This window comes from Paraburkholderia panacisoli (assembly GCF_008369935.1).
Classification (GTDB): Bacteria; Pseudomonadota; Gammaproteobacteria; order Burkholderiales; family Burkholderiaceae; genus Paraburkholderia; species Paraburkholderia panacisoli.
Genome location: NZ_VTUZ01000007.1, coordinates 188,352 through 215,180, shown reverse-complemented (window position 1 = coordinate 215,180; position 26,829 = coordinate 188,352). Strand labels below are relative to the sequence as shown.

Below are 26,829 nucleotides of genomic sequence, written 5' to 3'. Positions count from 1 at the left end.
GAGCACCTCAGGAGCATTTATGACCGATTCGAACCCATCCTTCCTCGGCAGGATTTCGCTTGCCGTCGGCACGTTTTTCAGCATTCTCGGCGATGGCCAGTTCGCCGCCGACGTGCTGCGTCTGCGTAAAGGCGGCACGGCGAGCGCCGCAACCGCGCCTGCTCCGGCACCGGCGCCTGTCGCCGCGCCGGCCCCGGCACCCGCGCCCACGCTGAAGGAAGCCAGCCCCGACGCCGCGCTGCAACTGCTCGGCCTGTTGCAACGCGACGCGCGCTTCATCGATTTCGTCGAGGAAGACATCAGGAACTACAGCGACGCCGACATCGGCGCGGCCGCGCGCCTCGTGCACGACGGCTGCCGCGCGACGCTGCGCGAGCATTTCACGATCCGTCCGGTGCGCGACGAAGCCGAAGGCAGCCGCGTCACGCTGCCCGATGGTTTCGACGCGAGCCTGGTTCGCCTGACCGGCAACGTCGTCGGCCGCGCGCCGTTTAACGGCAGCATCAGCCATCGCGGCTGGCGCGTCGACGAAGTGCGTCTGCCGAAGCTCGCGGACAGCCATAACGCGAAAGTGATCGCACCGGCCGAGGTGGAACTATGAGCGACGCACGCTATTCCATCGGTATCGACCTGGGCACCACGCACTGCGCGCTGTCCTATGTGGACACCAGCGCGAGCGACGGCGAAAAGACCGTCCTGAACGTGCTGCCGATCGCCCAGCTCACGGGCCCCGGCGCAATCGATAACCTCGCTCTGCTGCCTTCGTTCCTCTACTTGCCGCATCCGGACGAGCTGGCGTCGGGCGACCTCTACCTGCCGTGGACCGGCCAGCGCGAGTTCGCGGTCGGCGAATTCGCGCGCAGCCGTGGCGCGGCCACGCCGATCCGGCTGGTGTCGAGCGCGAAAAGCTGGCTGTGCCATCCGGGCGTCGACCGCCGCGCGGCGATCCTGCCCAACGACGCACCGCCCGAAGTCGCGCGCGTGTCACCGCTCGAAAGCTCGGTGCGCTATCTGACGCACCTGCGCGAAGCCTGGGACCACGTGCATCCGGACGCGCCGTTCGGCCAGCAGGACATCACGGTGACGATCCCCGCGTCGTTCGATCCGGCCGCGCGCGAACTCACCGCCGAAGCCGCCGAGGCAGCGGGCCTCGGCCGCATGACGCTGCTGGAAGAGCCGCAAGCCGCGCTGTATAGCTGGATCCAGAAGAGCGGCGGCCAGTGGCGCAAGCAGGTCAAGGTCGGCGACATCATCCTCGTGGTCGACGTGGGCGGCGGCACGACCGACCTGTCGCTGATCGCGGTGATCGAGCGCGAAGGCAATCTCGAACTGCATCGCGTCGCGGTCGGCGAACACATCCTGCTCGGCGGCGACAACATGGACCTCGCGCTCGCGCACGTGGTCGCGCGCAAGCTCGCGGCCGAGGGCACCCAGGCCGACGCGTGGCAACTGCGCGCCCTCACCTACGCGTGCCGCTCGGCCAAGGAAACGCTGCTCAGCGATCCCGCCACCGACACCGTGCCGCTCGTCGTGCCGAGCCGCGGCTCGAAGCTGATCGGCGGCTCGATCCGCACGGAACTGACGCGCGCGGAGCTGACGCAGACGATCCTCGAAGGCTTCTTCCCGAAGGTGGACAGCGCGGCGCGCCCGGTGAGCCGTGCGCGCGTCGGCCTGACGCAGCTCGGCTTGCCGTATGCGCAGGACGCGGGCATCACGCGTCATCTGGCGGCGTTCCTCGGCCGTCAGGTCGGCGCGCTGGCCGAACTGGAAGGTCTGCGCGATGCGGGTGGCAACGGGGGCGCGCAAGGCGCGAGCTTCCTGCACCCCACCGCCGTGCTGTTCAACGGCGGCGTGTTCAAGTCGGCACTGCTGGTCGAGCGCCTGATGGGCACGCTCAACAACTGGCTCGCGGCGGAAGGCGCGGCGCCGGCCCGGCTGCTCGAAGGCGCGGACCTCGACCTCGCGGTCGCGCGCGGCGCGGCCTACTACGGTTACGTGCGGCGCGGCCGTGGGGTGCGGATTCGCGGCGGCACCGCGCGCGCGTACTACATCGCAATCGAATCGGCGATGCCGGCCGTGCCCGGGCTCGAACCGCCTGTGCAGGCGCTGTGCATCGCGCCGTTCGGCATGGAGGAAGGCACCGAAGCCGAATTGCCGGCGCAGGAGTTCGGTCTCGTGGTCGGCGAGCCGGTGCATTTCCGCTTCTTCGGGTCGTCGGTGCGTCGTCAGGATCAGGTCGGCACGCTGCTCGACTACTGGGGCCCCGAGGAGTTGCAGGAGCTGGATGAAATCCAGGCGACGCTGCCCGCCGCCGGCCGCACCGCCGGTGAAGTCGTGCCGGTGAAGCTGCATGCGCGCGTCACCGAAGCGGGCACGCTCGAACTGGAAGCCATCCCGCGTGGTTCCGACGAACGCTGGAAAGTCGAGTTCGACGTGCGCGGCAACGCGAATGCGTGAATGAGATGAAGCGGTACTGCGTCGGAATCGATCTCGGCACCAGTAATACGGTGCTCGCCTATGCCGAGGCGGGGGCGCCGTTGGGTGGGCCGCTGAGTGGTCCACAGCCCATCCGCGTCTTCGAGATCGACCAGCTGGTGAGCCCCGGCGAAGTCGCCGCGCGGCCGCTGCTGCCCTCGGTGCGCTATCACGCGGCCGAGGGCGAACTGAACGCGGGCGATCTGCAATTGCCGTGGTCCACCCGCGATCACGCGGCCGGCGACGACGCGGCGCAGCCGGTCGTGATCGGCCGGCTCGCGCGTCTGCTCGGCGCGCAGGTGCCGGGGCGGCTGGTGACGAGCGCGAAAAGCTGGCTGTCGCACGCATCGGTCGACCGCGTTGCGCCGATCCTGCCGTGGGGCGCCGCCGACGACGTCCGCAAAGTCTCACCCGTCGACGCGAGCGCGAGTTATCTCGCGCACGTGCGCGCCGCGTGGAACCAGCGCTTCCCCGACGCGCCGCTCGAACAGCAGGACGTGGTGCTCACGGTGCCCGCTTCGTTCGACGAAGGCGCGCGGGCGCTGACCGTGGCAGCCGCGCGTCTCGCCGGTCTGCCCGCGTTGCGGCTGCTCGAAGAGCCGCAGGCCGCGTTCTACGACTGGCTGTTTCATCATCGCGAGCGGCTGGCGAGCGAGCTTGCGCGCACGCGTCTCGTGCTGATCTGCGATGTCGGCGGCGGCACGACCGACCTCACGCTGATCGAGGTGAGCATGCGCGACGGCGAGCCGCAGCTCACACGCATCGGCGTGGGCAACCATCTGATGCTCGGCGGCGACAACATGGATCTCGCGCTCGCGCATCTGGTCGAAGCGCGGCTGCCGGGTGGCGACGGGCCTTCGCGTTTGTCGGCGGCGAGTCTGTCGCAACTGGTCGAGCGCTGCCGGGGCGCGAAGGAACAACTGCTCGGCGCGCATGCGCCTGATTCGGCGTCGATCACGTTGCTCGGCGCGGGGGCGAAACTGGTCGGCGGGGCACGCACGGTGCAGGTCACGCGCGATGAAGTCGAGCGCGTGATCGTCGATGGCTTTTTTCCGGCGGTGGCGTCGCATGAGCGGCCGGGCCGGGCGCGCGGCGCGATCGTCGAGTTCGGCCTGCCCTACGCGACCGACGCGGCGGTCACGCGGCATATCGCGGCGTTTCTGAGCCGGTTCGCGGCGCAGTCGCGCAAGGCGCTGGGTGTGGGTTCTGGCGGTCAGAGCGAGGCTTCCGGCGCAAGCATTGCTGCTGCTGGCCACGGCAATGCTGTCGGCGAGAACGGCGCAAGCAGCGTGAGCAACGACAACGCCCTGCCCGTGCCCGACACCCTGCTGCTCAACGGTGGCGTCTTCCGCGCCGAAGCGCTCACGCAGCGCCTTGCGCACACGCTCGGTGCGTGGCGCGGCGCGCCGCTCAACGTCCTGCATAACGACAACCCCGATGTGGCCGTCGCTCGCGGCGCGGTCGCCTATTCGCTCGCGCGCGCGGGCAACGCGCCGAAAATCGGCGGCGGCTCGCCGCGCAGCTACTTCCTCGTGCTAGACGACGGCGCCGACAGCAAGCCCGACGCCGAATCCGCGCCACGCGGCATCTGTCTGCTGCCGCGCGGCACCGAGGAAGGCCACGAAATCCTGATCGCGGATCGCACGTTCGCGCTGCGGCTCGGACATCCGGTGCGCTTTCATCTGGTGTCGTCGAGCGCGGACACGATTTATCGGGCCGGCGAGCTGACCGATCTCGCGGGCGGCGACTTCATCCGGCTGCCGCCGCTCGCGACCGTCGTGCAGCCGCGCGGCGAGCGCAGCGCACGCGAAACCACGGTGCGCATCGCGACCTCGCTCACCGAAGTCGGCACGCTCGACGTGCATTGCATCGAGCTCGACGATCCGGCGCAACGCTGGCTGCTTGAATTCCAGCTGCGTCGCGACCACGCGCAAGTGGATCTGCCGGCCAACGCCGCGCCGGCGAGACACCCGGCACTCGACGGCGCGCTCGAACAGATCGACCGCTGTTTCGGTTCGCGCTCGCAAAACGTGGGCCCCAAAGAAGTCAAACGGCTGCGCTCGCAACTCGAACAACTGCTCGGGCCGCGCGAGAGCTGGAACAGCGCGTTGCTGCGCGAACTGTTCGGCGCGCTGTGGGAACGCGCGCGCCGTCGCCGGCGCTCGGCGGATCACGAGCGGCTCTGGCTGAATCTGGCCGGCTACTGCGTGCGGCCCGGCTTCGGCTATCCGCTCGACGAATGGCGCGTCGAACAGCTCTGGTCGCTATTCGACGACGGCATTCAATACGTGCACGAAAGCCAGGTGTGGTCCGAATGGTGGACGCTCTGGCGACGCGCGGCCGGCGGCCTCGACGAAAGCGCGCAATTGCGCGTGCTCGACGCGATGGCGTACCTGCAAACGGCCGCGCAATCGCGTCACAAGCTGCCGTTCGACATCGCCAAAACGGGCGTCGCCGATATGGTCCGGTTGAGCGCATCGCTCGAACGGATTCCCGTCGAACGCAAGATCGAACTCGGCGAGTCGGTGCTGACGCGCCTGAAAAAGCCCGCCGAAAACCATCAAAGCTGGTGGGCGGTCGGGCGCATCGGCGCGCGGCGTCCCTTCTACGGCAGCGCACATAGCGTCGTGCCGCCGGAGATCGCCGCCCAATGGCTTGACGCGGTACTCGCGCTCGACTGGAGGAAGGTCGACCCCGCGGCGTTTGCCGCCGTGCAGATCGCCCGCATGACCGGCGACCGCTCGCGCGACCTGCCCGACGATGTGCGTCAGACGGTCGTGCGCAGGCTCGAAGCGGCAACTGCGCCGCGCGCCTGGATCACGATGGTGAGCGAGAGCGTGGAGCTCGACAACGCCGACGAAGGCCGCGTGTTCGGCGAGTCCTTGCCCGTTGGGCTGAAGCTGATCGCGGACTGAGGCGCACGCGCGGCGTCGTCTCGTGGCAGCTTCGAGGCCACGGCGGGCGTTAGCTTCGGATCTTCATGCTTGCAACTAGTCCGGCTTGAAATTCAGTACGGCTTGCGCCGCGCCCGGCTGATTGCGTTTCTCCAGGCTCTCCGCCAGCAACTCGCGAAAGATGACGAGCTTGTCGGCGCCGTGTTGCGTGCAAAACTCGTCCACGATCTCGGCAATCGCGATGCGTTGCGTCTGCGGACTCAGCGTGCTGGCAATGTGTGAACTGCCTCTGGCCAGCTCCGTCAGATACAGCGATCTGTATGCATTCTTTTCGGCCTGTTCGGCGCCTTTCCGTGCTCTGGGCATTTTTAATTGTTCTCAGCCGTCTTGCTGTACGCGTCATGCCGCCAGGTCCCCTGCCTTTCCCCTGGCGGTCCCTTGCCTATCTGAACAGTCATGCCTTAAGGAAACCTTATGCGTCGGCGCAAAACGGCCTCACGTGCGCTCGATTTTTTTTCGCGCATCTCGCAGGACGGGTGAGTCAGTGTGTTTTGCGCGTTGCGCCATTGTGCCAAAGTCGGCGCATGTAAAAAAGGCCACTATTTCCCCCGGCTTTACGTATGTCGGTGACGTGCAGTCCAACGGGATGAACCCGAGAGCAGTTCGATCTTGAGGATACCTGACCGGGAAAAACGTCCGCCTCGCACGCATGCGGTGACAGGCACCGCAACATAGCAGCACGTCACACTCCGGACTACGCCATCGTCACCTGATTCCTGCCGCCATGCTTCGAGCGATACAACGCGCGGTCCGCGCTCGCAAAGCCGTCGCGATGAGCCAGCCGCGAACCTTCGCTGATGCGCGTCAACGATGCCCCCACGCTGACCGTCACTACGCCGAGCGGTGAAGCGCGATGCTCGATTGCCAGTTCCTCGACGCCCTGCCGCAGCGTTTCGAGCGTGTCCTCGAGCGCGGCGCACTCCGGCTGCAGCACCAGCAGCCCGAATTCCTCGCCGCCCATGCGCCCGACGACGATGTGCTCGCCATCGGCCGCGGCCTGCATCACCGAGGCCACCTTGCGCAGGCAACTGTCGCCCGCCGGGTGGCCGTAGGTATCGTTGTATTGCTTGAACCAGTCCACGTCGACCACTACCGAGCCCATCACGTCGCCGTCCTGCGCTTCCTTCCAGCGGCGCGCAATGCTTTCGAGCAGGAAGCGGCGGTTGTACAGCTGCGTGAGCGGATCGATCGCGGTGGCCGTGCGCATCTTCAGATCGTTCTCGATCATCGCGCGCAGATGGTAGAACACGCCCCGCTGCCCCGCGTCGAGCCGGCCGGGCGACGGGTCCATCGCGCACAACGCGCCGACGATCTCGCCGTTCGGCGCGCGCAGCGCGATCGCCGCGTAAAAGCGCACGAACGGATAGCGTTGCACCAGCATGCATTCGCCGAAGCGGCTGTCGTCGTGCGCGTCCTCGATCACGAACAGCTCCGCGTCGCGCACCGCGTAGTCGGCAAGCGACCGGGCGCGTGTGACGAGCGGCATCGTCATGCCGACTTCGGCGCGGTAGTGCTGGTACTCCTCGTCGAGCAGCGTGATCGCGGTGATCGCCGCGCCGGTCACGCTCTTCAGGATTTCGGCCGCGTGCGTGAAGCACTCGCGCATCACCTGATCGTCATGCAGCAGCCACTCTATAACCGAAGACTCCACCTCAGGTTCGCCAGTGGCGGACGGATCGACAGCCATCCGGCTGGACAGGCGATCGTTACTGTAAGCGAGTTGCACGGCACGGTCCCAGAATGTGATTAGCCTATGTCAACGGCATGAACGCAGGAAACTTGAGTGCCCGAAACGCTTCGCGCAGCGCGGATTCGCCACCGCGCCCCATGGCCGCGCGGCTCGGCATGTGGCAGCGCGAAGTACAATCACACGCCAGCCGCGCGCCGCTTTCGTTTGCCTGTCGATGTTCCTGCCAGGCAGGCGGCACGCGCCATTCAACTGATGATTGCACGCGCACCGCACCGCGCGGCGCTGCCGAACGGCCGCGCCAACCCCAGCGTCGACACCCATCCATGAACACGACCGCCACTCACCCCATGACGAACGCCTCGCTCATCACGAACGTGCGCCGGACCGACGGCGCCCGCGTCGACGTGTCCCTCGCCGACGGCCGCGTCGCGGCGATCGGCCCGGACTTGCCGCGCGAGCCGGGTGTCCGGATCGAGGACGGTGCGGGCGCGTTGCTGCTGCCCGGTTTCGTCGAAGGCCATACGCATCTGGACAAGACCAACTGGGGCATGAACTGGTATTGCAACGAGGTCGGGCCGAAGCTGACCGACCGGATCGAGAACGAACGGCGCTGGCGCGCGCAGAGCGGCCACGATGCGGGCGCACAGTCACTCGCGCTCGCGCGCGCGTTCCTCGCGGCGGGCACCACGCGTTTGCGCACGCACGTCGATATCGACACCGAGGCGGGCCTGCGCCACCTCGAAGGCGTGCTGGCAACGCGCACCGCGCTGCGCGATGTGCTCGACATGCAGATCGTCGCTTTCCCGCAATCGGGGCTGCTCGGCCGGCCCGGGACCGACGCGTTGCTCGACCGCGCGCTGGGCGCGGGCGCCGACGTGCTCGGCGCGCTCGACCCCGCGCTGATCGACGGCGATCCGGTGGCGTCGCTGGACCTGACGTTCAGTCTTGCGCAGCGTCATCAGAAGCCGATCGATATCCATCTGCACGAGCCCGGCGAAATCGGCGCGTTTACGCTCGGGCTGCTGCTCGACCGGGTCGCCGCACTCGGCATGCAAGGGCAGGTGGTGGTGAGCCACGCGTTCTGTCTGGGCGCGCTGCCCGAACGCGAGCGCGATGCCCTGCTCGCGCGCCTCGCCGATCTACGCGTCGCGCTGCTGACCACTGCCCCGCCGTCGACGCCGGTGCCGCCGCTGAAGACTTGCGTGGAACGAGGCGTCACGCTGTTTGGCGGCAACGACGGCATTCGCGATACGTGGACGCCCTACGGCTCGCCGGACATGCTCGAACGCGCGATGCTGATCGCGATGCGCTACGGCCTGCGTCGCGACGACGACCTGGCGCTCGCGTTCGACTGTGTGAGCAGCACGGCTGCCCACGGCTGTGGCTTCACGCACTACGGCTTGCAAGCCGGCGCTCGCGCCGACCTCGTGCTGATCGAAGCCGACACGCTCGCACATGCGATCGTCGCGCGGCCGCCGCGCAAACTGGTCATGGCCAACGGCCGGATCGTCGCGCGCAACGGCACGCTCGCGCAGGATTGATGCGGGTCGTGAAGCGCATGCGGGTGTTCATGAAGCGCGCGGGAAGGCCCGCAAAGAGAAGCGCCGGCGCAGCGCAATCCTCCGTGCCGAGCAGGCTCGCACCCTGCTTCGCAAGCCGTCTTGCCGCCCGCTTTGCAACCCGTCTTGCAGCCCACCTTGCGCCACCCGCCACAACGAATCCGTTTTCCGCTCTCACATGATCAATCTCTTTCAGGCCATGCAGGCTTTCGTCAAGGTTGCCGACGCGGGCAGCTTCGCGCAGGCCGCCGCGCATCTCGGCGTCTCGACTTCGGTCGTGACGCGCCATGTATCGAGCCTCGAACAGCATCTGGGCATTCGCCTCTTCCAGCGCACCACGCGCAAGGTCGTGCTGACCGAAGCCGGCGCCGAGTACGCCGACGGTTGCCGCGTGCTGCTGGCCGAACTGGAAGAAGTGGAATCGCGCGCGACCACGACCTCGAAGGAAGTCGCGGGTGATCTGCGCATCGTTGCGCTGGGCAGTTTTTCGCTGTTTCGCCTCACTCCGCTTTTCGCTGACTATCAGTCCAGGTTTCCGCACGTGAATCTGCGCGTCACGCTGACGGAAAAACGCGTCGATCTGCTCGAAGGCGGTTTCGACGTGGGCATCGTGACCGAGCACATGATCCGCTCGGAGTCACTGGTGGTGCGGCGTCTGCTGAATTCGCACGCGGTGCCGGTGGCGGCGGCCGCGTATCTCGCGCAGGCCGGTCATCCGCAAGCGCCCGCCGATCTCGCCCGGCACCGCGTGATCGCCGCGCCGCTCGATACCAGTCCGCAGAACTGGATCTTCAGCGGTAGCGACGGCGGCGACGAGAGCATCGCGCTCGATGCGTCGTTCACGGTGAACAGCATGATCATGCAGAAACAGGCTGCGCTGGGCGCGATGGGCATTGCATTGCTGCCGCTGGAGATGGTCGCCGACGAATTGCAGGCCGGCACGCTGGTGCGGATTCTCGACGACTGCACCGTGGTCAATGGCGACGTCGCCGTCTCGCTGGTTTATCCGAGCCGTGAGTTCGTGCCGCGCAAGGTGCGGGAGTTTATCGATCTCGCGGTGGGGTACTTCAAGTGAGTGTGCGGAACTGACGGGCGCGCGGTTGTTCTCGCGGTTGCTCTTATGGCGCTGTATTGCCGCATTCAATCCAGACGGCGCGCGTTGCACGACGCCGAAAGGCGGGACCTCCCGGCCCCGCGTTCATTGCATCACGGCCGCTCGCCGCGCGCGAGACGCGCGTCGATGTCGTACACCACCGGCATCAGATCGGCGACGCTGTCGATCACATAGTGCGCGCCCGCCGCGCGCAATTTCTCGATCGCAGCGTGGCGACGCGTCGCGAACTCATCCGGCGCGAGCGCCTTGACATCCGCTTCGGCCATCCCGAACGCGTTGCCGCTCACCGCGACCCCCACCGCCCACGTGCCGCCGTTGAGCCCTTCCGCGATCCCGACTTCGGTGTCGTCGACCTTGATCGCGTCTTTCGCGCGCCAGACGCCCAGTTCCGGCAGCGACTTGTAGATCATGTACGGCGACGGCCGTCCCTCCGGCGTATCGCCCGTGCACACGATGCTGTCCGGCGCGAACCCCTGGGCCGCGGCGCCCGGCACGATCTCGTCGATGATCTCGCGCGTGTAGCCGGTGGTCGTGCCGATGCGGATGTCGTCCCTGCGCAGCGCGCTCGCCACTTCGGCCACGCCCGGAATCACCGCGCTATAGCTGGCCGCGACCGCGATGTTCTTCGGCACGAACACGTCGTACACGGCGTCGATATCCGCTTCGTCCGGTTTTCGGCCGTACTTGTCGGCCCATGCCTGCGCGACGCGCGGCAACGCCATCAGCGCAGCGATATGCGGGCGCTTGGCCATGCCCATCGGGCCGCGCGCTTCGTCGATCGTGATGGAGACGCCGAACTCCGCGAAGGTCTCGACGAACGCGCCCATCGGCGCCAACGAACCGTAGTCGACCACGGTGCCGGCCCAATCGAAAATTACCGCTTTGACGTGCTTGACCTGCTTCATCGACTTCTGTCCTGTGGGTTTTCCAGCAATGCTCGCGTGGCGTGCCGCGCGTTTCTATCTGATGGCTATGCGCAGTTTGCGCGCGCGAACCGCGCGCTCAATCCGTGCGTGTTCCTTTTGCTCAAGCCGCTTGCGCCAACGCCTTGCGCTCTTCGAGCGCGGCCGCTGGCGGCGCCGCATGCGCGACGCCCATCGCCTGCAACGACCTCGCGCACGCCTGCACCACGCGGCGCATCACGTGCTCGTCGACCTGACCGATGCAGCCGATGCGGAAGCTGTCCACCACCGTCAGCTTGCCCGGATAGATGATGAAGCCCTGCTGCTTCATCAGCTCGTAGAAACGCGCGAATTCGAACGACGGATGCGCCGGCGCAAAGAACGTGACGATGATCGGCGAGCGCCAGCGCGCATTCAGCAGCGGCTCGAAGCCGAGTTCACGCATGCCCGCCACCAGCACGTCGCGATTGTTCGCGTAACGCGCGAGACGCGCGGGCTGGCCGCCTTCGAGCCGATAGAGCCGCAGCGCTTCGAGGAACGCGGCCACCGTGTGGGTCGGCGGCGTGAAGCGCCACTGCCCGGTGCGGTTCATCACCTCCCATTGATCGTAAACGTCGAGCGCGAGCGAGTGGCTGCGGCCCTTCGCTTCCTGCAACGCGCGCTTGCGGGCGATCACGAAGCCGAAGCCGGGCACGCCCTCGATGCACTTGTTCGCCGACGACACGAAGGCCTCGCAGGCGATCTCGCGCACGTCGAGCGGCACCGCACCGAATGCGCTCATCGAATCGATCAGCAGCTTGCGGCCCTTCTTCGCGGTGGCGGCGGCGATCTCTTCGAGCGGATTGAGAATCCCCGAGCTGGTTTCGCAGTGCACCGCGACCACGTGCGTGATGCTCGGATCGGCATCCAGCATGCGTTCCACTTCGGCGCCGCGCGGCGGCAGATAGTCGCCCTTATCGAGCAGCGTGCAGGCGCGGCCCAGGTAGCCGAGCGTGGTCGCGATGCGCTTGCCGTACGCGCCGTTGACGAGCACGAGCGCATGGCCGTCGCGCGGCAGCAGGCTGCCCAGCATCGCTTCGACACAATAGCTGCCGCTGCCTTGCAGCGGCACGCAGTCGTATTCGCCGGCGGTGTCGCCCGCGATGTCCAGCAGGCTCGCGCGCAACTGCGCGGTCATCGCGCGGAAGTCGCCGTCCCACGAGCCCCAGTCGCGCAGCATCGCCTGCTTGGTCGAGAGCGCGGTGGTGAGCGGCCCCGGCGTCAGCAGATACGGCTCGCCGCCGGCCGGCGCGGCGCACGTCGCAATTGAAGACGCTGCCGGTGAATTGCCGAGCGCGCTTTCCATGTTCGAAACTCCGATCTCGCAATGTCGATGCGTGACACAGTACAGAAAGCACGTCCATCGGTAAAATCAATATAATCGATGCCGATATCGTAAAAACTTATTCGTGACGAGGCACACGTGCAATACGCGCAATTGCGGGCGTTTCATGCGGTCGCGGAACACGGCGGGTTTTCCAAAGCGGCTCAGGCGCTGTCGCTGACGCAGCCGGCGGTGTCGGATCATGTGCGGCGGTTGGAGCAGGACTACGGCGTCAAGCTGTTCGAGCGCGGGCCGCGCGGCGTCACGACCACCGAGCTGGGCTTGCGCCTCTTTAGTGTGACGCGGCACATGCTCAGTTGCGAGCGCGACGCGCGGCAACTGCTGGAGTCGGCGGGCGGGCTCGAGACCGGCTCGCTGTCGCTCGCCGCGGACGCGCCCGATCTGGCAGTCGCGCTGATCGGCGCGTTTCGCAAGCTGCATCCGGGGATCGTCGTGACGCTGTCGATCGCCAACGCCGCGGACTGCATGCAGCGCGTGCTGTCGAGCGCAGTGGACGTGGCCATCACCGCCGCGCCGCAAGTGCACAGCCGGCTGGTGTCGCGCGTGTTGCGGCGCGATCCGCTGGTGGCGATGGTGCCGGCCAGCCATCCGGTCGCGAAGAAACGCAAGCTGAGCTACGCGGAGCTGGTCAGGCAGCCGATGATTTTCCGCGAGTCGCAATCCGTCACGCAGCAGTTGCTCGAAATCGAACTGGTGCGCGAGTCGCTGCAGGTGGAACCGGTGATGTACGTGGACGGGCGCGAGGCGCTCGAAGAAGCGGTCGCGCAAGGCATGGGGGTGGGTGTGATCGCGCGCGCCGAGTTCAACGAGTCGCGGCGCATCAGGATGATTCCGCTGCAGGATTGCCAGGTGCAGATGATCGAATCGCTGACGCGGCTCGCCGAGCGGCCGGGATCGAATCTGCTGGATGCGTTGTTTGCGGTGCAGTTGCCGGGGCCCGTTACGGTGGCTGCCGGATAGAAACACAAGCCGCCCCGCAGGCGCTGGCGGAGCCTGCGGGGCGGCTTACTTCACTTCTTTGCTCGTGCGGTTTGCGCTGCTTGCATGGATTGCGTTGCAAGCCGGGCGGTACGGCCAGCTACCGCATCGCCGGACCGCTCGCGCTCACGTGGAATCACACCACTTCGCTCAACGCGATCCGCCGCTGGCAATCAGGCTCTCGCCGGTCATCCAGCGCGAGTCGTCGGAGGCGAGGAACACGACCACATCCGCGATATCGTCAGGCTGGCCGACGCGTCCGAGCGGCGTCGTGCTGACCGCCCACGTTTCGAAATCCGAACCGATGATGCCTGCGCTATGCGTGCCTTCGGTCGCGACCATGCCCGGATTCACGGAATTCACGCGAATCTTGCGCGGCCCGAGCTCCTTCGCGAGCACGCCCGTGATGCCGTCCACCGCGCTTTTGGTCGCCGTATAGACCGAACTGCCCGGCGGCGTGATGCGGCTCACCACCGAACTGACGTTGACGATGCTGCCGCCTTCTCCGAGATGCTTGACCGCTGCCTGCGTGGTCAGCAGCAGACCTAGCACGTTCACATTGAAGTGCTTGTGGAAATGCTCTTCGGTGATCTCTTCGATCGGCGCGAATTCATACACGCCCGAGTTGTTGACGAGAATATCGAGGCGGCCATAGGTTTCGACCGCCGTATCGATGATGCCTTGCGCGTCCGCTGCCTTCGCGACGTCGCCCGCCACCGCCACGGCCTTGCCGCCCGCGCGGGTGATCGCGTCGACCACGCTGTCCGCGCCCGCCTTGCTCGACGCGTAGTTCACCACCACCGACGCACCCTGTGCCGCCAATGCTTTCGCAATGGCCGCGCCGATCCCTTTCGATCCGCCGGTTACAACCGCAACCTTACCTGTGAGCTTGCTCATGATCATGTCCTTTAAATGGTTTTCGCGCCGACGCGTTGTCGCGGAGATTCGCGGGGCCGCGTCGATGAAGCCGGAAAGGCAGTGGCGCTGTCACTGGACACAATGTAAGCATCTCAGCCGTGCGGATAAAGCGGCTGAAGGCGAATAGATACGTCGGGTGAGACAAACAATCGCGAATGGGACGAACAATCGCGAATGGGACGAACAATCGCGAATGGGACGACGCGGTGCGTTATGCAGGCGCCTTCAAACGCGGGCGCAAACGCAGGCCCGCGCGCGCGAGACGGTTGGCAGCCTCGTGCAACCAGACGGACGCCGCTTGTGAATTCAACGCTTACACAGCAGCGCAATCTGCGCGGCCACGCTCGCCAGCACCGCCAGCGCACCAAGGGTATCCAGAATGACGTGCCACACGATGCCGTCCTCCTTTGCTCGCTGCCATCACATTCCGATTAAACGAACGTGCGGGCCATCACATTCCAATTAGACGAACGCGCGCGCCATCAATTGAATACCGAGCCCGAGCAGACAGATAAAAAACCAGCGGCGAAAGCTCTCCGCGCTGATGCGTCCGCGCACGCGCTGCCCGATCCACATGCCGATCAGCGCCGGCACCACTGCGGCAAGCGACACACCGAGATCGTCGGCGGCGAACGCATGCTCTCTCGCGAGACCGATTGCGAGCGCGATCGTGGACACGGTGAACGACAGCCCGAGCGCCTGCACCAGGTCCTCTTTCTTCAACGCGAGCCCCTGAAGATAAGGGACCGCCGGCACGACGAACACGCCGGTGCCGCCCGTGACCACGCCGGTGAGCGCGCCGATGGCCGGCGACAGCCAGCGCTCGTGCCGCGCCGGCACCGCACAGCGCCACGCCAGCAAACCGGCCACCGCGTAGAGGGCCAGCGCGACGCCGAGCCCGACCACCGCCCAAGCGCCGCCCGCCCCTGCAATGAACGATGCCGCGGCAAGCGTGCCGCCGACGATGCCCACCATCATCGGCCACAAACGCTTGAGGAGCGCGCCGACGCTCGGACCGGCGAACAGTTGCCACACGTTCGTGACGAACGACGGCAGCAGCAGCAATGCGGCTGCCTGCGCCGGCAGCATCAGCGTGCCGAGCACGCCCATCGCGACGGTCGGCAGACCCATGCCGGTCACGCCCTTGACGAAGCCGGCCACCACGAAAGTCGCGGCGACCACGCCGGCATGCATCGCAAACGAATTCGCAAACGAAGAGATCATCGGAAGAGTCTTGTTGAACTGATGTCCGCGATTTTCAATCGCCGCCATGCAGTCCACAATGCGTAAGATACGTACCGTGACTTAGGCTGCGGCTAAGGCTGAAACCCACCCAAACTCTCTTTCATGCGCTTCGACCTGATCGATCTCCGGCTCTTTCTGCATGTGCTCGACACCGGCAGCATCACCCACGGCGCGGCACGCGCGAACATGTCATTGCCTTCGGCCAGCGCGCGGCTGCGCGGCATGGAGGACGCCTTGGGGATGCCGCTGCTCGAACGCGGCCGCCGAGGCGTCGAGTCCACCCCAGCAGGCGATACGCTCGCGCATCATGCGCGACTCGTGCTCGGACAGATCGAAAGAATGCAGGGCGAACTGGGCGAGCATCAGGAAGGACGCAAAGCCTGCATTCGCCTATGGACCAACACCGCCGCGATCACCGAGTTTCTGCCGTCGGCGATCGGCCAGTTTTTGCGCGATCACCCGAACGTGCAGATCGATCTGAAAGAACGTCAGAGCAGCGAGACGGTCAAGGCGGTGCTGACCGGCGCGGCGGAGATCGGCATCATTTCCGACGCGGTCGAGCGCGGCGCACTGCACACACTGCCCTTCGCCGTCGACAAGCTGGTGCTGATCACGAGCCGCGACGATGCGCTCGCCACGCGCCGGCGCGCCAGTCTCGCGGACGTGGCGCAGCGCGATTTCATCGGCCTGAGCGCGGATAGCGCGCTGCAGGCGTACCTGGGTGAGCGCGCGCTGCTGGCCGGCCAGCCGCTCGGATTTCGCGCGCACATGCGCACGTTCGACGGCATCTGCTGCATGGTCGAACAAGGCGCCGGCATCGGCATCGTGCCGGCCACGGCGGCGAAGCGCTATCGCGGCACGCCGGGCATCCGCACGATCGAGCTGACCGACAGCTGGGCGTCGCGCCGGTTGCTCGTCTGCATGCGCGACCTGAACGCGATGCCGAGGCCGGAAAAGGCGCTGGTTCGGCATCTGGCGGGGATCTAGCGGGCGGTGGGAAGCCGCGCCTGAGACGGCTTAGTTCGTCAGATATCAATCTGGTTTATCCATCAGGCCATTTTTAATCAATTTGCCCGATCTGACGGGAGTTCTTATTCTTGCTGCAAGAGTGCACGCGACTCCCCCGCATGCGCCGCCCCGCTCTGCTTCGCGCAGTGCTCCTTTTTGTCGGCAAGATCATGGAAAGAACCACTCTCAACGTGCGCGTGGACAGCGTGCGCGACGAAGCGCATGGCGTGCGCTCGTTCAGCGTCTCGCGTCTGGACGGTCAACCGTTCGACCACTACGAACCCGGCGCCCACATCGACGTCACCGGCCCTTCCGGTTTCACTCGGCAGTATTCACTGTGCGGCGACCCCGATCAGCGTCATGCGCATCTGTTCGCGGTGAAGCGCGAAGCCGCCTCGCGCGGCGGCTCGCGCTCGCTGCATGACGAGGTCAAGGTCGGCAGCGAACTGACGATCGGCGCGCCGCGCAATCTGTTCCAGCTCGCGCCCGGCGCAAGCGAACACATTCTGGTGGCCGCCGGCATCGGCGTGACGCCGCTGTTGAGCATGGCGTACCGGCTGCTCAAGCAGAAACAGCCCTTCGTCCTGCACTATTTCGCGCGCAGCGCGGAGCATGCCGCGTTTATGTCGCTGCTGTCACGCGCGCCGTTCAGCGATCACGTGAAGTTTCACTTCGGCATCGCGCGCGAGCAGCTCGATACGGTGCTCGGCGCTTGTCTGGCCGACGCGCACGACGGCACGCATGTCTACACTTGCGGCCCCGCGCCTTTCATGGAGCGGATGGTGGCGCTCGGCGAAACGCGCGTCGCGCCCGAGGCGATTCACCTCGAACGTTTCGCGGCCGAGCCGGCTTCCTCTGTCAGCGGCGCATCGGCCGCGCTCGACGCATTCGACGTGCGAATCGCCAGCAGCGGCGCCACCGTGCGCGTGGATAAGAACACGAGCATCGTCGCCGCGTTGGCGTCGATCGGCATCGAAGTGGACACATCGTGCGGGGAAGGCGTCTGCGGGACCTGCATGATCGACGTGGTGAGCGGCACGCCCGAGCATCGCGATCACTGTCTGAGCAAAGCGGAACGCGCGAGCGGCAAGGTGATCTGCTGCTGCGTGTCGCGCGCGACGTCGCCGGAGCTGGTGCTGGATCTTTGATCGATGACTTTTGATGCGCCGCGTTGGGCCGCGCATTGGCTTGACGCAATCACAGTTTCATCCAGCAGCACAGGTGCCGCGCTCGCGGCACCTTTTTTGCGTTCGTGTTTTCAGCGGTCGTCGTCGCGAATCGACGATGCATGCCGGCACAGCGCACGCACCTCGACCTCCATATACGGAAACAGCGGCAACTGGCTCAGCACGTCGTGCAGATGCGCGGGGCTCTCTACATCGAACACGCTGATGTTCGCGTAGCGTCCTGCGATGCGCCACAAGTGCCGCCAGACGCCTTCCTGCTGCAGCTTTTGCGACATTGCCTTCTCATCGGCCTTCAGGCGCGCGGCGCGCTCGGCGTCCATGTCGTTCGGCAGATTGACGGTCATTTCGACGTGAAACAGCATGCTTGCACTCCTCTTGTGATTAATGTGATCGACGTGATCGATACGTGATCGGAAATCGGTAATTGGTAAACAAAGACCCCGGCTGAGCGGCAAACCAGACGCCGCGCAAACCAGGGTCGACAGATTCCTGCGGGACGTTCAGGCGTCTTCGCTCATCGCGTCCCAGACATCAGGCTTCGGCGCGTAGACGCTCCACTTCGGCGCCCGGCAGATTGTCGCGGTCGTCGAACAACGTGAAGTCGAAGTCGATCAGCGCGAACTGGCCTTCCACGCCGTATGGCTTGCCTTCGGCGCCTTCCGCCTGCTTGACGGCCGGCACGAGACCATCGCGCGTGGCGAACGCGAAGTCGTCCCACAGATACGGATCGCCGTCGATGTTGATCTGCGTCGTCAGCTTGCGGCAGCCCGGTGCGGAAACGAAGAAGTGGATGTGCGCCGGACGATGTCCATGACGGCCGAGCTGATCGAGCAGCAGTTGCGTCTGTCCTTGCGGCGGCACGCTATAGCCGACCGGCACGACGCTGCGGAAGCTGTATTGGCCTTCGGCATCGGTGCGGATCGAGCGGCGCAGATTGAACGCCGGTTGCGACTTGTCGAAGTACGAGTAGTTGCCGAGGTGGTTCGCGTGCCACACTTCGACCAGCGCATTCGCCAACGGCTTGCCGTTTTCGCCGAACACGCGACCGCGCATCACCAGCGTCTGGCCGGGGTCGGTGCCGTCATCGAGCCGCGCATGGCCGACGGACTCCGGCGCACCTGCCACGTACAACGGCCCTTCGATCGTGCGCGGCGTGCCGCCTTCAATGCCGGCCTTCGCTTCCGCTTCGTCCATACGCAGATCGAGAAAATGCTCGAAGCCGAGACCCGCGGCCAGCAGGCCCAGTTCGCCGCTCTTGCCGGCTTCGCCGAGATAGTTCAGCGCGGTCCAGAATTCGGCGGGCTGCACGTCGAGGTCTTCGATCGTATAGAACAGATCCTGCACGATCCGGTTGACGATCTGCTTGGTGCGCGGATTGCCTTCGCTGGTGGCGCTGTCGTTGATCTTCTGCAACAGCGTGTCGATAGCTTGCTTGTTCATGGGGTATCTCCTTCGTTTGATCTTTTGGATGGCTGACGGGTAAGCCAGTGAATGAGTCTTCAGACAACGAACCTTCAAATCGCGGCGACGCTTGCGCCTTTGCGCGTATCGCGTCGCAGGCGGTCGATCTTGTCCCAGTCGAGCGTGATGCCAAGGCCCGGACCTTGCGGCAGATGCAGTGCAAAGTTTTCGTAGCGCAGCGGCTCGGTGAGGATTTCTTCGGTCAACAGCAAGGGGCCGAACAGTTCAGTACCCCACTTCAATTCGCCGAAGGTGCTGAAGAGTTGCGCCGACGCGATCGTGCCCACCGCGCCTTCGAGCATGGTGCCGCCGTACAGATCGATGTTCGCGGCCGACGCGATCGCCGCCACTTGCGCTGCGCCGCTCAGGCCGCCCGATTGCGCGATCTTCACCGCGAACACATCGGCGCCGCGCGCGCTGGCAATCGCGAACGCGTCCGCCGGGCCGTGCAGCGCCTCGTCGGCCATGATCGGCACGTCCGCCAGCTCGGTCAGGCGTTTCAGACCCGCGCGGTTCTGCGCGGCGATCGGCTGCTCGATCAGCGTGACGCCGGCATCGGCGAAACGGCGGCCGGCCGAGATCGCTTCCGATTCGGTCCAGGCCTGGTTCACGTCGACCCGCACCTCGCCGTATCCTTCCACTGCTTTGCTGATCGCCACCACATGCGCGACGTCGTCGGCCACTGCGCGCGAACCGATCTTCAGCTTGAACACGCGATGGCGCCTGGCCTCGTACACACGTTCCGCTTCGTCGATATCGCGCTTCGTATCGCCGCTCGCGAGCGTCCACGCCACGTCCACCGACTCGCGCACACGCCCGCCGAACAGCTCCGATAACGGCACGCCGACGCGCTGCGCCTGCGCATCGAACAACGCGGTTTCAAGTGCTGATTTCGCGAACCGGTTGCCTTGAAACAGCTCGCGCAGTTTCGCCATCGCGGCGCCCGGACGGGTCGCGTCCATACCTTTGAGCAAGGGCGCGAAATAGGTGTCGATGTTGACCTTGATACTTTCCGGGCTTTCCTCGCCATACGCGAGCCCGCCGATGGTGGTGCCCTCGCCCACGCCGACCACGCCGTCCGCGCAACGCACGCGCACCAGCACGAGTGTCTGGCAGTTCATCGTTGCGACCGAGAGCCGGTGCGGACGGATCGTCGGTACGTCGACGAGAATCGTCTCCACGCTTTCGATCTTCACGGGTGCTGCTGTCATTCCTTGCCCTCCTGAACTGCTATACCGGGAGCGCTCATCTTAGAAACAAACCGGCGAGGCAGTCCAACACTCATTCAGACTACTTCCATACCTTGACGGCATGAAGTGCCGGAACGGGCGGATGGCCGCACGTTGACGTGGGCTTAGGGCGTAGGAGAGAGGCGACTTTCGCTCAGACGGCGAATGGATGGATTGCGCCGCTGACGGCCTTCGAATCGGGATGAAACGTGAAAGAGGATGGTGGCTTACGAGGATTTCCGCTGTGCGCGTTGATTGCCCGGCGGCACCGGGCCGAACCACTGACCAACGGGCGTCACTGCGCCGAGGTTCGCATCGCCCGATACTCGCGCCGCACGATATCCATCAACTCCGCGACCGATGTGCTCGCGGCCTCCCGCTGATACGTCACGCGGCCGCGCTGCATCAGCATCACGCGATCGGCGATATCGAGCGTCTGCGCATAGTTGTGCATGATCATGATGATGGACAGCCCGCCCTTCTCCTTGAGCCGCAAGATCAGATCGATGATAAGCCCGGCTTCGCGGGCACCCATTGCCGCGAGCGGTTCGTCCAGCAGCAGAATCTTTGCATCCGAATTGACCGCGCGAGCGACTGCGATTGCCTGGCGCTGTCCACCGGAGAGTTGCTCGACCGGCAGCTCGACCGACGGCACATGCACGCCGATCTCTTCGAGACATTCAGCGGCGCGCTTGCGCATCGCGCGGTTGTCCAGCAAACGGAACGGACCGCGCCGGATGATCTCGCGATTCAGGAACATGTTGTGATAAATGCTCAGCGAGTTTGCCAGCGCCAGATCCTGATACACGCATTCGATCCCCAGCGAGCGGGCATGATCGACCGAGCGAAGCATTGTTTCCACGCCGTGCACGAAGAGCTTGCCGCTCGTCTGCTGATGAAAGCCGGTCAGAATCTTGATCAACGTCGACTTGCCCGCGCCGTTGTCGCCGAGCACGCCGAGAATCTCACCGGGCCTGAGCGTCAGCGACACCCCATCGAGCGCCGTGACCGCGCCGAAACGCTTGACGATGTCCTCGCCGCGCAAGGCTTCCGCAAGCTCGGACATCAAAGCTCTCCCTTGCGCGCGAGACGGACCACATGAATGTTGAAGATCATCGCCGCGAGAATGGCGGCGCCGAGAATCATATTGAAGGTGAACGCGTTGATGCCGATCAGCGTGAACCCGTCATTGAGAATGCCGAGGACCGCCGCGCCGATCAGACCGCCGATGATCGTGCCCGATCCGCCGGCGAGCGGCGTGCCGCCGATCACCGCTGCGGCCACGGCCAGAAACATGATCTGGTTGCCGCCCGCTTGCGGATCGATCGAGGTGATCCGGAACGCTTCGAGAATGCCTGTGAAGCCCGCGAGCACCGCGGCGAGAATGAAGTTGCCGAGTTTCAGGCGGTTGACATGAATGCCCGCTTCGCTCGCGCCGAGCGGATTCGCGCCACCTGCAATCGTATGCAAGCCCCAGCGCGTATGGCGCAGCAGAATGTGCATGACGGCCGCGATCACGAGCGTCCAGATGATCTCGCTGTAGCCCCATGCGCCCATGATCGCCGAAAACCGTGTACCTTCCGGCGGTGAAACCGGCGTGCCTCGGGAAATCGTCAGCGTGAAGCCGTTGACGAAGAAGAGCGTGCCGAGCGTGGTGACGAAGGATGGAATGCGCAGATACACCGTCACCGCGCCGTTGATCAGCCCGACCACGGCCGCCGCGAGCAGCCCGGCGAGCACGGCGACCCACACAGGCAAACCGGCCTCGTTGGCGAAATACATGACGAACGGCGCGAACGCGAACACCATCCCGGCGGAGAGATCGATCTCCCCGCCGATCATCAGCATGATTTCGCCAAACGCAATGATCGCAACCGGCGCGATGAATTGCGACAGGTTCTCCAGACTCGCGCCCGTCAGCAGAAAGTCACGATTGGCGGTTTCGAAGTAGGCGCACAGGATGAGCGCAACCGCGAGGATGCGAATCTCGCTCGAACGCCAGACCGGTCTGGACCATAACCGCCGGCGTTCGTGAGGTTTCGATTTTTCCGCCACAGAAGACGTCATCCCTTGATCGCGCCCGAGTGCGGCACGATCTGCGGCTTGGTGCTCTTGCCTTCATAGCGCGTCGACGTGTTCAGGTAAGGCTCGACCGTGTCTTTAGTGACGAATTTCAGACCCGTGTTCACATTGGCCGGACCAACCAGTCCGCCGGACGACAGGAACACGAATGCCTGAACCACGGTGTAAAAACCCTGCACGTAGGGCTGCTGATCGATCGTGAAGTCCAGAAAGCCTTCATGGATCAGCTGGACCGTGCGCGGCAACAGGTCGAAGCCGCCGCCGTGCACGCCCTTCGCAGGCAGGTTCGACGCCTTCATCACTTCGGCCACGCCCTGGGTGCTGCCGGCGTCGACCGCGAACATGCCCTTCACATCCTGGTGGCCGAGATAGAACGACTTGATCTTCGAGAGTTCTTCGTTGACGGTCGCGCCGGTCGCGATGGTCTCCACGTCGATCTTCTTGCCCGACTTCTTGATCGCAGCTACCGCGCCGTCCAGCCGAGGCTGAATGTTGAGCTGCCCCGGCGTCGCGATGAAGATGGCGACCATACCGCTATCGATGAGGCTGACGATGCGCTCGCCCATCTGATACCCGGACAGATACAGATCCTGGCCGATATACGAGAGGCGCGGATTGGACGTGCCTTGCGGCGCGTCGGCGTTGTACGCGAATACCGGAATGCCGGCGTCGAGCGCCGCCTGGATCGGTTTGTCGAACGCCTTCGGATCGACGATCGGCACGGCAATGGCGTCGGCCTTACCCGCGATCGCCGCGTTGACCGCATTCACCATCTGGGCAATGTCGGCATTGGCTGACCCGGTCCACTGAAAGTCCATCCCGAGCAGGCTCGTGGAATCCTGAATGCCGTATTGCGTGGGAACGAAGAACGGATTCGTCGTGACGTGGTTGACGAATACGATCTTCCAGCGCTTGTGTTCCGGAAATGGGCTCGCCTCTGCGGCTTGCGCCGGCGTCAACGCTCCGCCGAACATGGCTAGCGCTGCACCGAGACCCGCGCTTTGCAACAATCCACGGCGCGTGCGTTGCACCTGCTCCTGGCCTTCCTGCTCTTCCGCCATGTCAGTCTCCAGTCTCTCGGTTATGGAATAACTCGCTGTGCATGACGGCGCAGGCCAGGAAAGCGCCAGTGCCGGGCCCCACCACACTCCACAAAACGCGTGTGCATGCGCGTGCGCCTGACGACCCTGAGGAAAATCCTATATCACGCGCTTTTACCCTCAATCAATGTATACCCTTAACTAGTCCGACTATTTGAAGAGCGCTGGAGTATGGTCCGTGACAACGCCATCGGAGCGGGCGACGAGTTGGTGCCGAAAGACCGTGATGGCTGGAGCGGCGCGGTTGCAGCAGCGTTTTGCATGTCATGCTTGCGATGCAACAATTTGCGGCGCTACCTGCCTGTATCGTGACGGCAGCGAATTGAGCTTGAGGGCAAGGACTTCTCCACGGGCCTTTCTCTCCCTTACCCGCGCAGACTCGGCCCGGCACGCCGCATCAATAGTAATACTATCTAAGCAGACCATGAGAAGCACAGGCGGGACGCAAAAGCCGTCACGCCGGATGATGGATGCCGAGCTCCAGAATGCTCTCGGCATCCGCGCGGGCGTTTTCGAGTTGAACCAGACTGGCATGCCGCGCGCCCAGCGGGTCGCGATTCTGGATTGCGGTGAGGATCGCTTTGTGCCGAGGCAGCGACAGCGCATGCGTGTCCGGATGACGGCTTGTCAGTCGGATCGATTCCGACAGCGCGAGCGACAGCATATTGCCGATGTAGGCCAGCATGTCGTTATGAGTCGCCGCCATGATCGCGCGATGAAACTCGAGGTCCGGGTCCAGCAGCTCGCTCGCCGTTCCCGCGCGTTCCATCCGGTCATACGCGGATGCGATCCGCGCAAGGTCGTCGCTGGTCGCCGCGGTGGCGGCGAGCGCCGCCGCCGCGGGCTCGATGACGCGGCGCACGGTCAGAAGCGAGCTGAAGAATTCGCCTTCCGGAACGCTGCTGATGGTCCAGTACAGCACATCCGGATCGAGCATATGCCAGTCCGCGCGCGGTCTCACCACACTGCCCACCCTCGGCTTGGACACGACGAGCCCTTTCGCGGCCAGCACGCGCGTCGCCTCGCGCAATACCGGGCGGCTCACGCCATAGCCTTCGCACAGCACGGCCTCGGCCGGCAAGCGGCGGCCCGGTTGCAGCTTGCCGCTGACGATGCCCATGCCAAGCTCCTGCACAATGCGGCCATGCATGCTCTTGCGCTGTTGCAGATGACGATAGTCCATGCCCGGAGCTCGCGGTCGTGCACCGTTCGGTTCTGCTCCGATCTGTTCGGCGTTTGACACGGCATTGACTCCGTTGTCGACCCGGACAGGCTTCTGCTGCATGGAGCGCCGATGCGTAATCAAGCATAGCACGCGATATCACGCTGCATGTCAGGACTGACATCCTTGACTGCCCCACCTTCGCCGCGCCATCGAGTCAGCACCGTTTCATCGACGGCAAGCAGCACGGCGGTCATCTCGATGCTGACGTGCATGAGCGCGATGCTTCAACACGTCGCCGATGCCGGGCGTAGCCGGATTGCTCGCGACCCTCATCACGTGCGGAGTCGGTGAGGTTCAGAAGGGGCAACCACTCGCGGCTTATGTCACCGCCTATTGTCTTAGCCAGGGTCTGCACTATTCTTCCTGTTGGACAATGTGCATCTTCTCTCCCGCGTGACCGCGATCCGACGCAAATAGCCGACTCATGCAACCCGACAGGTCAACTTCGCACGACGCGCATCCCGCGAGCCACGCGCAACGATGGCTGCGCTGGCTGCCGGGTCTGCAAATGCTCAGGGAGTATCAGGCCGCCTGGCTGCCGAAGGACATCGCGGCCGGCCTCGTGTTGACCACGATGCTGGTGCCGGTCGGCATCGCCTATGCTGAGGCCTCCGGCGTCCCCGGCGTGTATGGCCTCTACGCGACGATCGTCCCGCTGCTTGCCTACGCCGTCTTCGGTCCCAGCCGGCTTCTCGTATTGGGTCCGGACTCCGCGCTGGCCGCGCCGATCCTCGCCGTCATCGTATCGATTGCCGCGGGCGATCCAGCGCGCGCGATCGCTGTGGCGAGCATGATGGCGGTCGTCTCGGGACTCTTCTGCATCGTCATGGGGCTACTGCATTTAGGCTTCATCACCGAACTGCTGTCCAAACCGATTCGCTACGGCTACATGAACGGTATCGCCATCACCGTTCTGATCAGTCAGCTACCCCGGGTCTTCGGCGTCTCCAGCGAAGCAAAAGGCCCGATGAACACCATCCTGAGCGTCGCTGGCGCCATCGCCGCCGGGCAATTCAATGGGTACAGCCTCGCGATCGGCGCGGCATGTCTCGCGCTGATACTGTTGCTCAAGCGCTTCGAGAAAGTGCCTGGCGTGCTGATCGCCGTCGTGCTGGCGACGCTGTGCGTCGCCGTGTTCAATCTCGACAAGCTCGGCGTGAGCGTGCTCGGCACGATTCCCCAAGGTCTGCCGGCTTTCGTGCTGCCGTGGGCAAGCGGCGCCGATCTGATCAGGATCGTGCTCGGCGGCTGCGCGGTGGCGCTGATCTCTTTCGCGGACACCAGTGTGCTGTCGCGCACCTTCGCGGCGCGTTTGCGCCATCGCGTCGATCCGAATCAGGAAATGGTGAGCCTCGGCGTCGCGAACCTCGCGGCAGGGTTTTTTCAGGGCTTTCCGATCAGCAGCAGCGCGTCACGCACGCCGGTCGCCGAAGCAGCGGGCGCGCGCACGCAGTTGACAGGCGTGGTGGGCGCGCTGGCGGTCGCGACGCTTCTGATCGCCGCGCCGAATCTGCTGCGCGATCTGCCCACCAGTGCGCTGGCCGCGGTTGTGATCGCCGCAGCGCTCGGCCTGTTCGAATTCGCCGACCTCAAGCGTATTTACCGCATCCAGCAGTGGGAGTTCTGGCTCTCGATCGCGTGCTTCGTGGGTGTCGCGGTATTCGGTGCGATTCCGGGCATCTGTCTCGCAGTGGTGATCGCGGTCATCGAATTTCTCTGGGACGGCTGGCGGCCTCATTACGCGATTCTGGGTCATGTGGAAGGTTTGCGCGGCTATCATGACGTGCAGCGCTATCCACATGCCTGGAGAATTCCGGGGCTGCTGCTGTTTCGCTGGGACGCCCCGCTCTTCTTTGCGAACGCCGAGCTGTTTCAGGATCGTCTTCTGGAAGCTGTCGCCGAGTACCCGACGCCCGTCCGAAGAGTCGTTGTGGCGGCCGAGCCCGTGACCAGCGTCGACGTGACTTCCGCCGACATGCTGAGGGAACTGAGCCGAATCCTGGACGAGCGCGGCATCCGCCTGCACTTCGCCGAAATGAAGGACCCGGTGCGTGACAAGCTCATACGCTTCGAGCTAATGGACATCATTGGCGACAGGAGCTTTCATCCCACGATAGGAAGCGCTGTCGACGACTACCTGAGAGAATCGGGCGTCGTCGTGGACGAGCGCGGTGCTGGCCCACAGCAGTCATGAGCCGTTCGCGCACGCGGCCCGATGATGAGCGAGGGAACGCATGAAGCCACCGCATGCCGACGGCGCTCATCGGCGATCGGACGGCAACGTCCAAAACCAATAAGAACCTTTACACCTCAGGGGC

At 65.1% G+C, this 26,829-nt stretch carries 23 protein-coding genes; 9 read left to right on the top strand and 14 right to left on the bottom strand.

Annotated features, from left to right (window positions below; all coding sequences use genetic code 11):
- Window positions 1-19 precede the first annotated feature (19 nt).
- Genes FVF58_RS13245 through FVF58_RS13235 form a run of 3 tightly spaced genes read left to right on the top strand, consistent with a single transcriptional unit; the run spans window position 20 to window position 5,390 of the window.
- Window positions 20-601 (top strand): DUF2760 domain-containing protein, encoded by a 582-nt coding sequence (locus tag FVF58_RS13245; protein WP_149670342.1) that lies wholly within the window; start codon window positions 20-22, stop codon window positions 599-601.
- Window positions 598-2,457, top strand: coding sequence for an Hsp70 family protein (locus FVF58_RS13240; RefSeq protein WP_149670341.1), 1,860 nt, complete (start codon window positions 598-600; stop codon window positions 2,455-2,457). Before FVF58_RS13245 ends, FVF58_RS13240 begins: the two co-directional genes overlap by 4 nt.
- Window positions 2,454-5,390, top strand: a complete 2,937-nt coding sequence (locus FVF58_RS13235) for an Hsp70 family protein (protein ID WP_188130809.1) — start codon at window positions 2,454-2,456, stop codon at window positions 5,388-5,390. Before FVF58_RS13240 ends, FVF58_RS13235 begins: the two co-directional genes overlap by 4 nt.
- A gap of 75 nt (window positions 5,391-5,465) precedes the next feature.
- Here FVF58_RS13235 and FVF58_RS13230 read toward each other — a convergent pair whose 3' ends face one another.
- Window positions 5,466-5,735 carry a hypothetical protein gene (locus tag FVF58_RS13230; protein ID WP_149670340.1) on the bottom strand — a complete coding sequence of 90 codons (270 nt, stop codon included), beginning with the start codon at window positions 5,733-5,735 and terminating at the stop codon, window positions 5,466-5,468.
- Window positions 5,736-6,123: 388 nt separating this feature from the next.
- Window positions 6,124-7,155, bottom strand: coding sequence for a sensor domain-containing diguanylate cyclase (locus FVF58_RS13225; RefSeq protein WP_246217044.1), 1,032 nt, complete (start codon window positions 7,153-7,155; stop codon window positions 6,124-6,126).
- Between the two features lie 287 nt (window positions 7,156-7,442).
- Between FVF58_RS13225 and FVF58_RS13220 the strand changes: the two genes are divergently transcribed.
- Together FVF58_RS13220 and FVF58_RS13215 are read left to right on the top strand one after the other, a co-directional pair.
- Window positions 7,443-8,660: an amidohydrolase family protein gene (locus tag FVF58_RS13220; protein WP_149670339.1), complete on the top strand. Its 1,218-nt coding sequence runs from the start codon at window positions 7,443-7,445 to the stop codon at window positions 8,658-8,660.
- Window positions 8,661-8,856: 196 nt separating this feature from the next.
- Window positions 8,857-9,753, top strand: coding sequence for a LysR family transcriptional regulator (locus FVF58_RS13215; protein WP_149670338.1), 897 nt, complete (start codon window positions 8,857-8,859; stop codon window positions 9,751-9,753).
- Between the two features lie 131 nt (window positions 9,754-9,884).
- Here the strand turns inward: FVF58_RS13215 and phnX are convergent, their stop codons facing one another.
- Complete coding sequence (gene phnX / locus FVF58_RS13210; protein WP_149670337.1) at window positions 9,885-10,697, bottom strand: phosphonoacetaldehyde hydrolase; 813 nt, start codon at window positions 10,695-10,697, stop codon at window positions 9,885-9,887.
- Between the two features lie 121 nt (window positions 10,698-10,818).
- Window positions 10,819-12,039, bottom strand: coding sequence for a 2-aminoethylphosphonate--pyruvate transaminase (locus tag FVF58_RS13205; RefSeq protein WP_149670336.1), 1,221 nt, complete (start codon window positions 12,037-12,039; stop codon window positions 10,819-10,821).
- A 117-nt stretch (window positions 12,040-12,156) separates the two neighbouring features.
- Here FVF58_RS13205 and FVF58_RS13200 point away from each other — a divergent pair, with 117 nt between their 5' ends.
- The gene (locus FVF58_RS13200) at window positions 12,157-13,038 is read left to right on the top strand and encodes a LysR substrate-binding domain-containing protein (RefSeq protein WP_149670335.1); all 882 of its coding nucleotides are present in this window, start codon (window positions 12,157-12,159) and stop codon (window positions 13,036-13,038) included.
- 168 nt (window positions 13,039-13,206) lie between these two features.
- Here FVF58_RS13200 and FVF58_RS13195 read toward each other — a convergent pair whose 3' ends face one another.
- Window positions 13,207-13,953, bottom strand: coding sequence for a glucose 1-dehydrogenase (locus FVF58_RS13195; RefSeq protein WP_149670334.1), 747 nt, complete (start codon window positions 13,951-13,953; stop codon window positions 13,207-13,209).
- Between the two features lie 483 nt (window positions 13,954-14,436).
- The gene (locus FVF58_RS13190) at window positions 14,437-15,198 is read right to left on the bottom strand and encodes a sulfite exporter TauE/SafE family protein (protein ID WP_246217043.1); all 762 of its coding nucleotides are present in this window, start codon (window positions 15,196-15,198) and stop codon (window positions 14,437-14,439) included.
- 123 nt (window positions 15,199-15,321) lie between these two features.
- Here FVF58_RS13190 and FVF58_RS13185 point away from each other — a divergent pair, with 123 nt between their 5' ends.
- Window positions 15,322-16,206: a LysR family transcriptional regulator gene (locus tag FVF58_RS13185; RefSeq protein ID WP_149670333.1), complete on the top strand. Its 885-nt coding sequence runs from the start codon at window positions 15,322-15,324 to the stop codon at window positions 16,204-16,206.
- A gap of 191 nt (window positions 16,207-16,397) precedes the next feature.
- Window positions 16,398-17,375, top strand: a complete 978-nt coding sequence (locus FVF58_RS13180; protein ID WP_149670332.1) for a PDR/VanB family oxidoreductase — start codon at window positions 16,398-16,400, stop codon at window positions 17,373-17,375.
- A 110-nt stretch (window positions 17,376-17,485) separates the two neighbouring features.
- On the opposite strand, the gene catC is transcribed toward FVF58_RS13180, so the two are convergent.
- From catC to FVF58_RS54155, 8 genes are all read right to left on the bottom strand, one after another.
- Window positions 17,486-17,776 carry a muconolactone Delta-isomerase gene (gene catC / locus FVF58_RS13175; protein WP_149670331.1) on the bottom strand — a complete coding sequence of 97 codons (291 nt, stop codon included), beginning with the start codon at window positions 17,774-17,776 and terminating at the stop codon, window positions 17,486-17,488.
- A 169-nt stretch (window positions 17,777-17,945) separates the two neighbouring features.
- On the bottom strand, window positions 17,946-18,854 hold the full coding sequence (catA, locus tag FVF58_RS13170) for a catechol 1,2-dioxygenase (RefSeq protein ID WP_149670330.1): 909 nt from the start codon (window positions 18,852-18,854) through the stop codon (window positions 17,946-17,948).
- Between the two features lie 74 nt (window positions 18,855-18,928).
- Window positions 18,929-20,086 carry a muconate/chloromuconate family cycloisomerase gene (locus FVF58_RS13165; protein ID WP_149670329.1) on the bottom strand — a complete coding sequence of 386 codons (1,158 nt, stop codon included), beginning with the start codon at window positions 20,084-20,086 and terminating at the stop codon, window positions 18,929-18,931.
- A gap of 313 nt (window positions 20,087-20,399) precedes the next feature.
- Window positions 20,400-21,170: an ATP-binding cassette domain-containing protein gene (locus FVF58_RS13160; RefSeq protein WP_149670328.1), complete on the bottom strand. Its 771-nt coding sequence runs from the start codon at window positions 21,168-21,170 to the stop codon at window positions 20,400-20,402.
- Window positions 21,170-22,171: an ABC transporter permease gene (locus FVF58_RS13155; protein ID WP_149670327.1), complete on the bottom strand. Its 1,002-nt coding sequence runs from the start codon at window positions 22,169-22,171 to the stop codon at window positions 21,170-21,172. Before FVF58_RS13155 ends, FVF58_RS13160 begins: the two co-directional genes overlap by 1 nt.
- Window positions 22,168-23,247, bottom strand: a complete 1,080-nt coding sequence (locus FVF58_RS13150; protein WP_149670326.1) for a sugar ABC transporter substrate-binding protein — start codon at window positions 23,245-23,247, stop codon at window positions 22,168-22,170. Before FVF58_RS13150 ends, FVF58_RS13155 begins: the two co-directional genes overlap by 4 nt.
- Before the next feature lie 493 nt (window positions 23,248-23,740).
- On the bottom strand, window positions 23,741-24,469 hold the full coding sequence (locus tag FVF58_RS13145; RefSeq protein WP_149670325.1) for a FadR/GntR family transcriptional regulator: 729 nt from the start codon (window positions 24,467-24,469) through the stop codon (window positions 23,741-23,743).
- A 119-nt stretch (window positions 24,470-24,588) separates the two neighbouring features.
- On the bottom strand, window positions 24,589-24,723 hold the full coding sequence (locus tag FVF58_RS54155) for a hypothetical protein (RefSeq protein WP_281291192.1): 135 nt from the start codon (window positions 24,721-24,723) through the stop codon (window positions 24,589-24,591).
- A gap of 212 nt (window positions 24,724-24,935) precedes the next feature.
- Here FVF58_RS54155 and FVF58_RS13140 point away from each other — a divergent pair, with 212 nt between their 5' ends.
- A complete protein-coding gene (locus FVF58_RS13140; RefSeq protein WP_149670324.1) occupies window positions 24,936-26,705 on the top strand; it encodes a SulP family inorganic anion transporter in 1,770 nt (589 codons plus the stop codon).
- The last annotated feature ends 124 nt before the right edge of the window (window positions 26,706-26,829 follow it).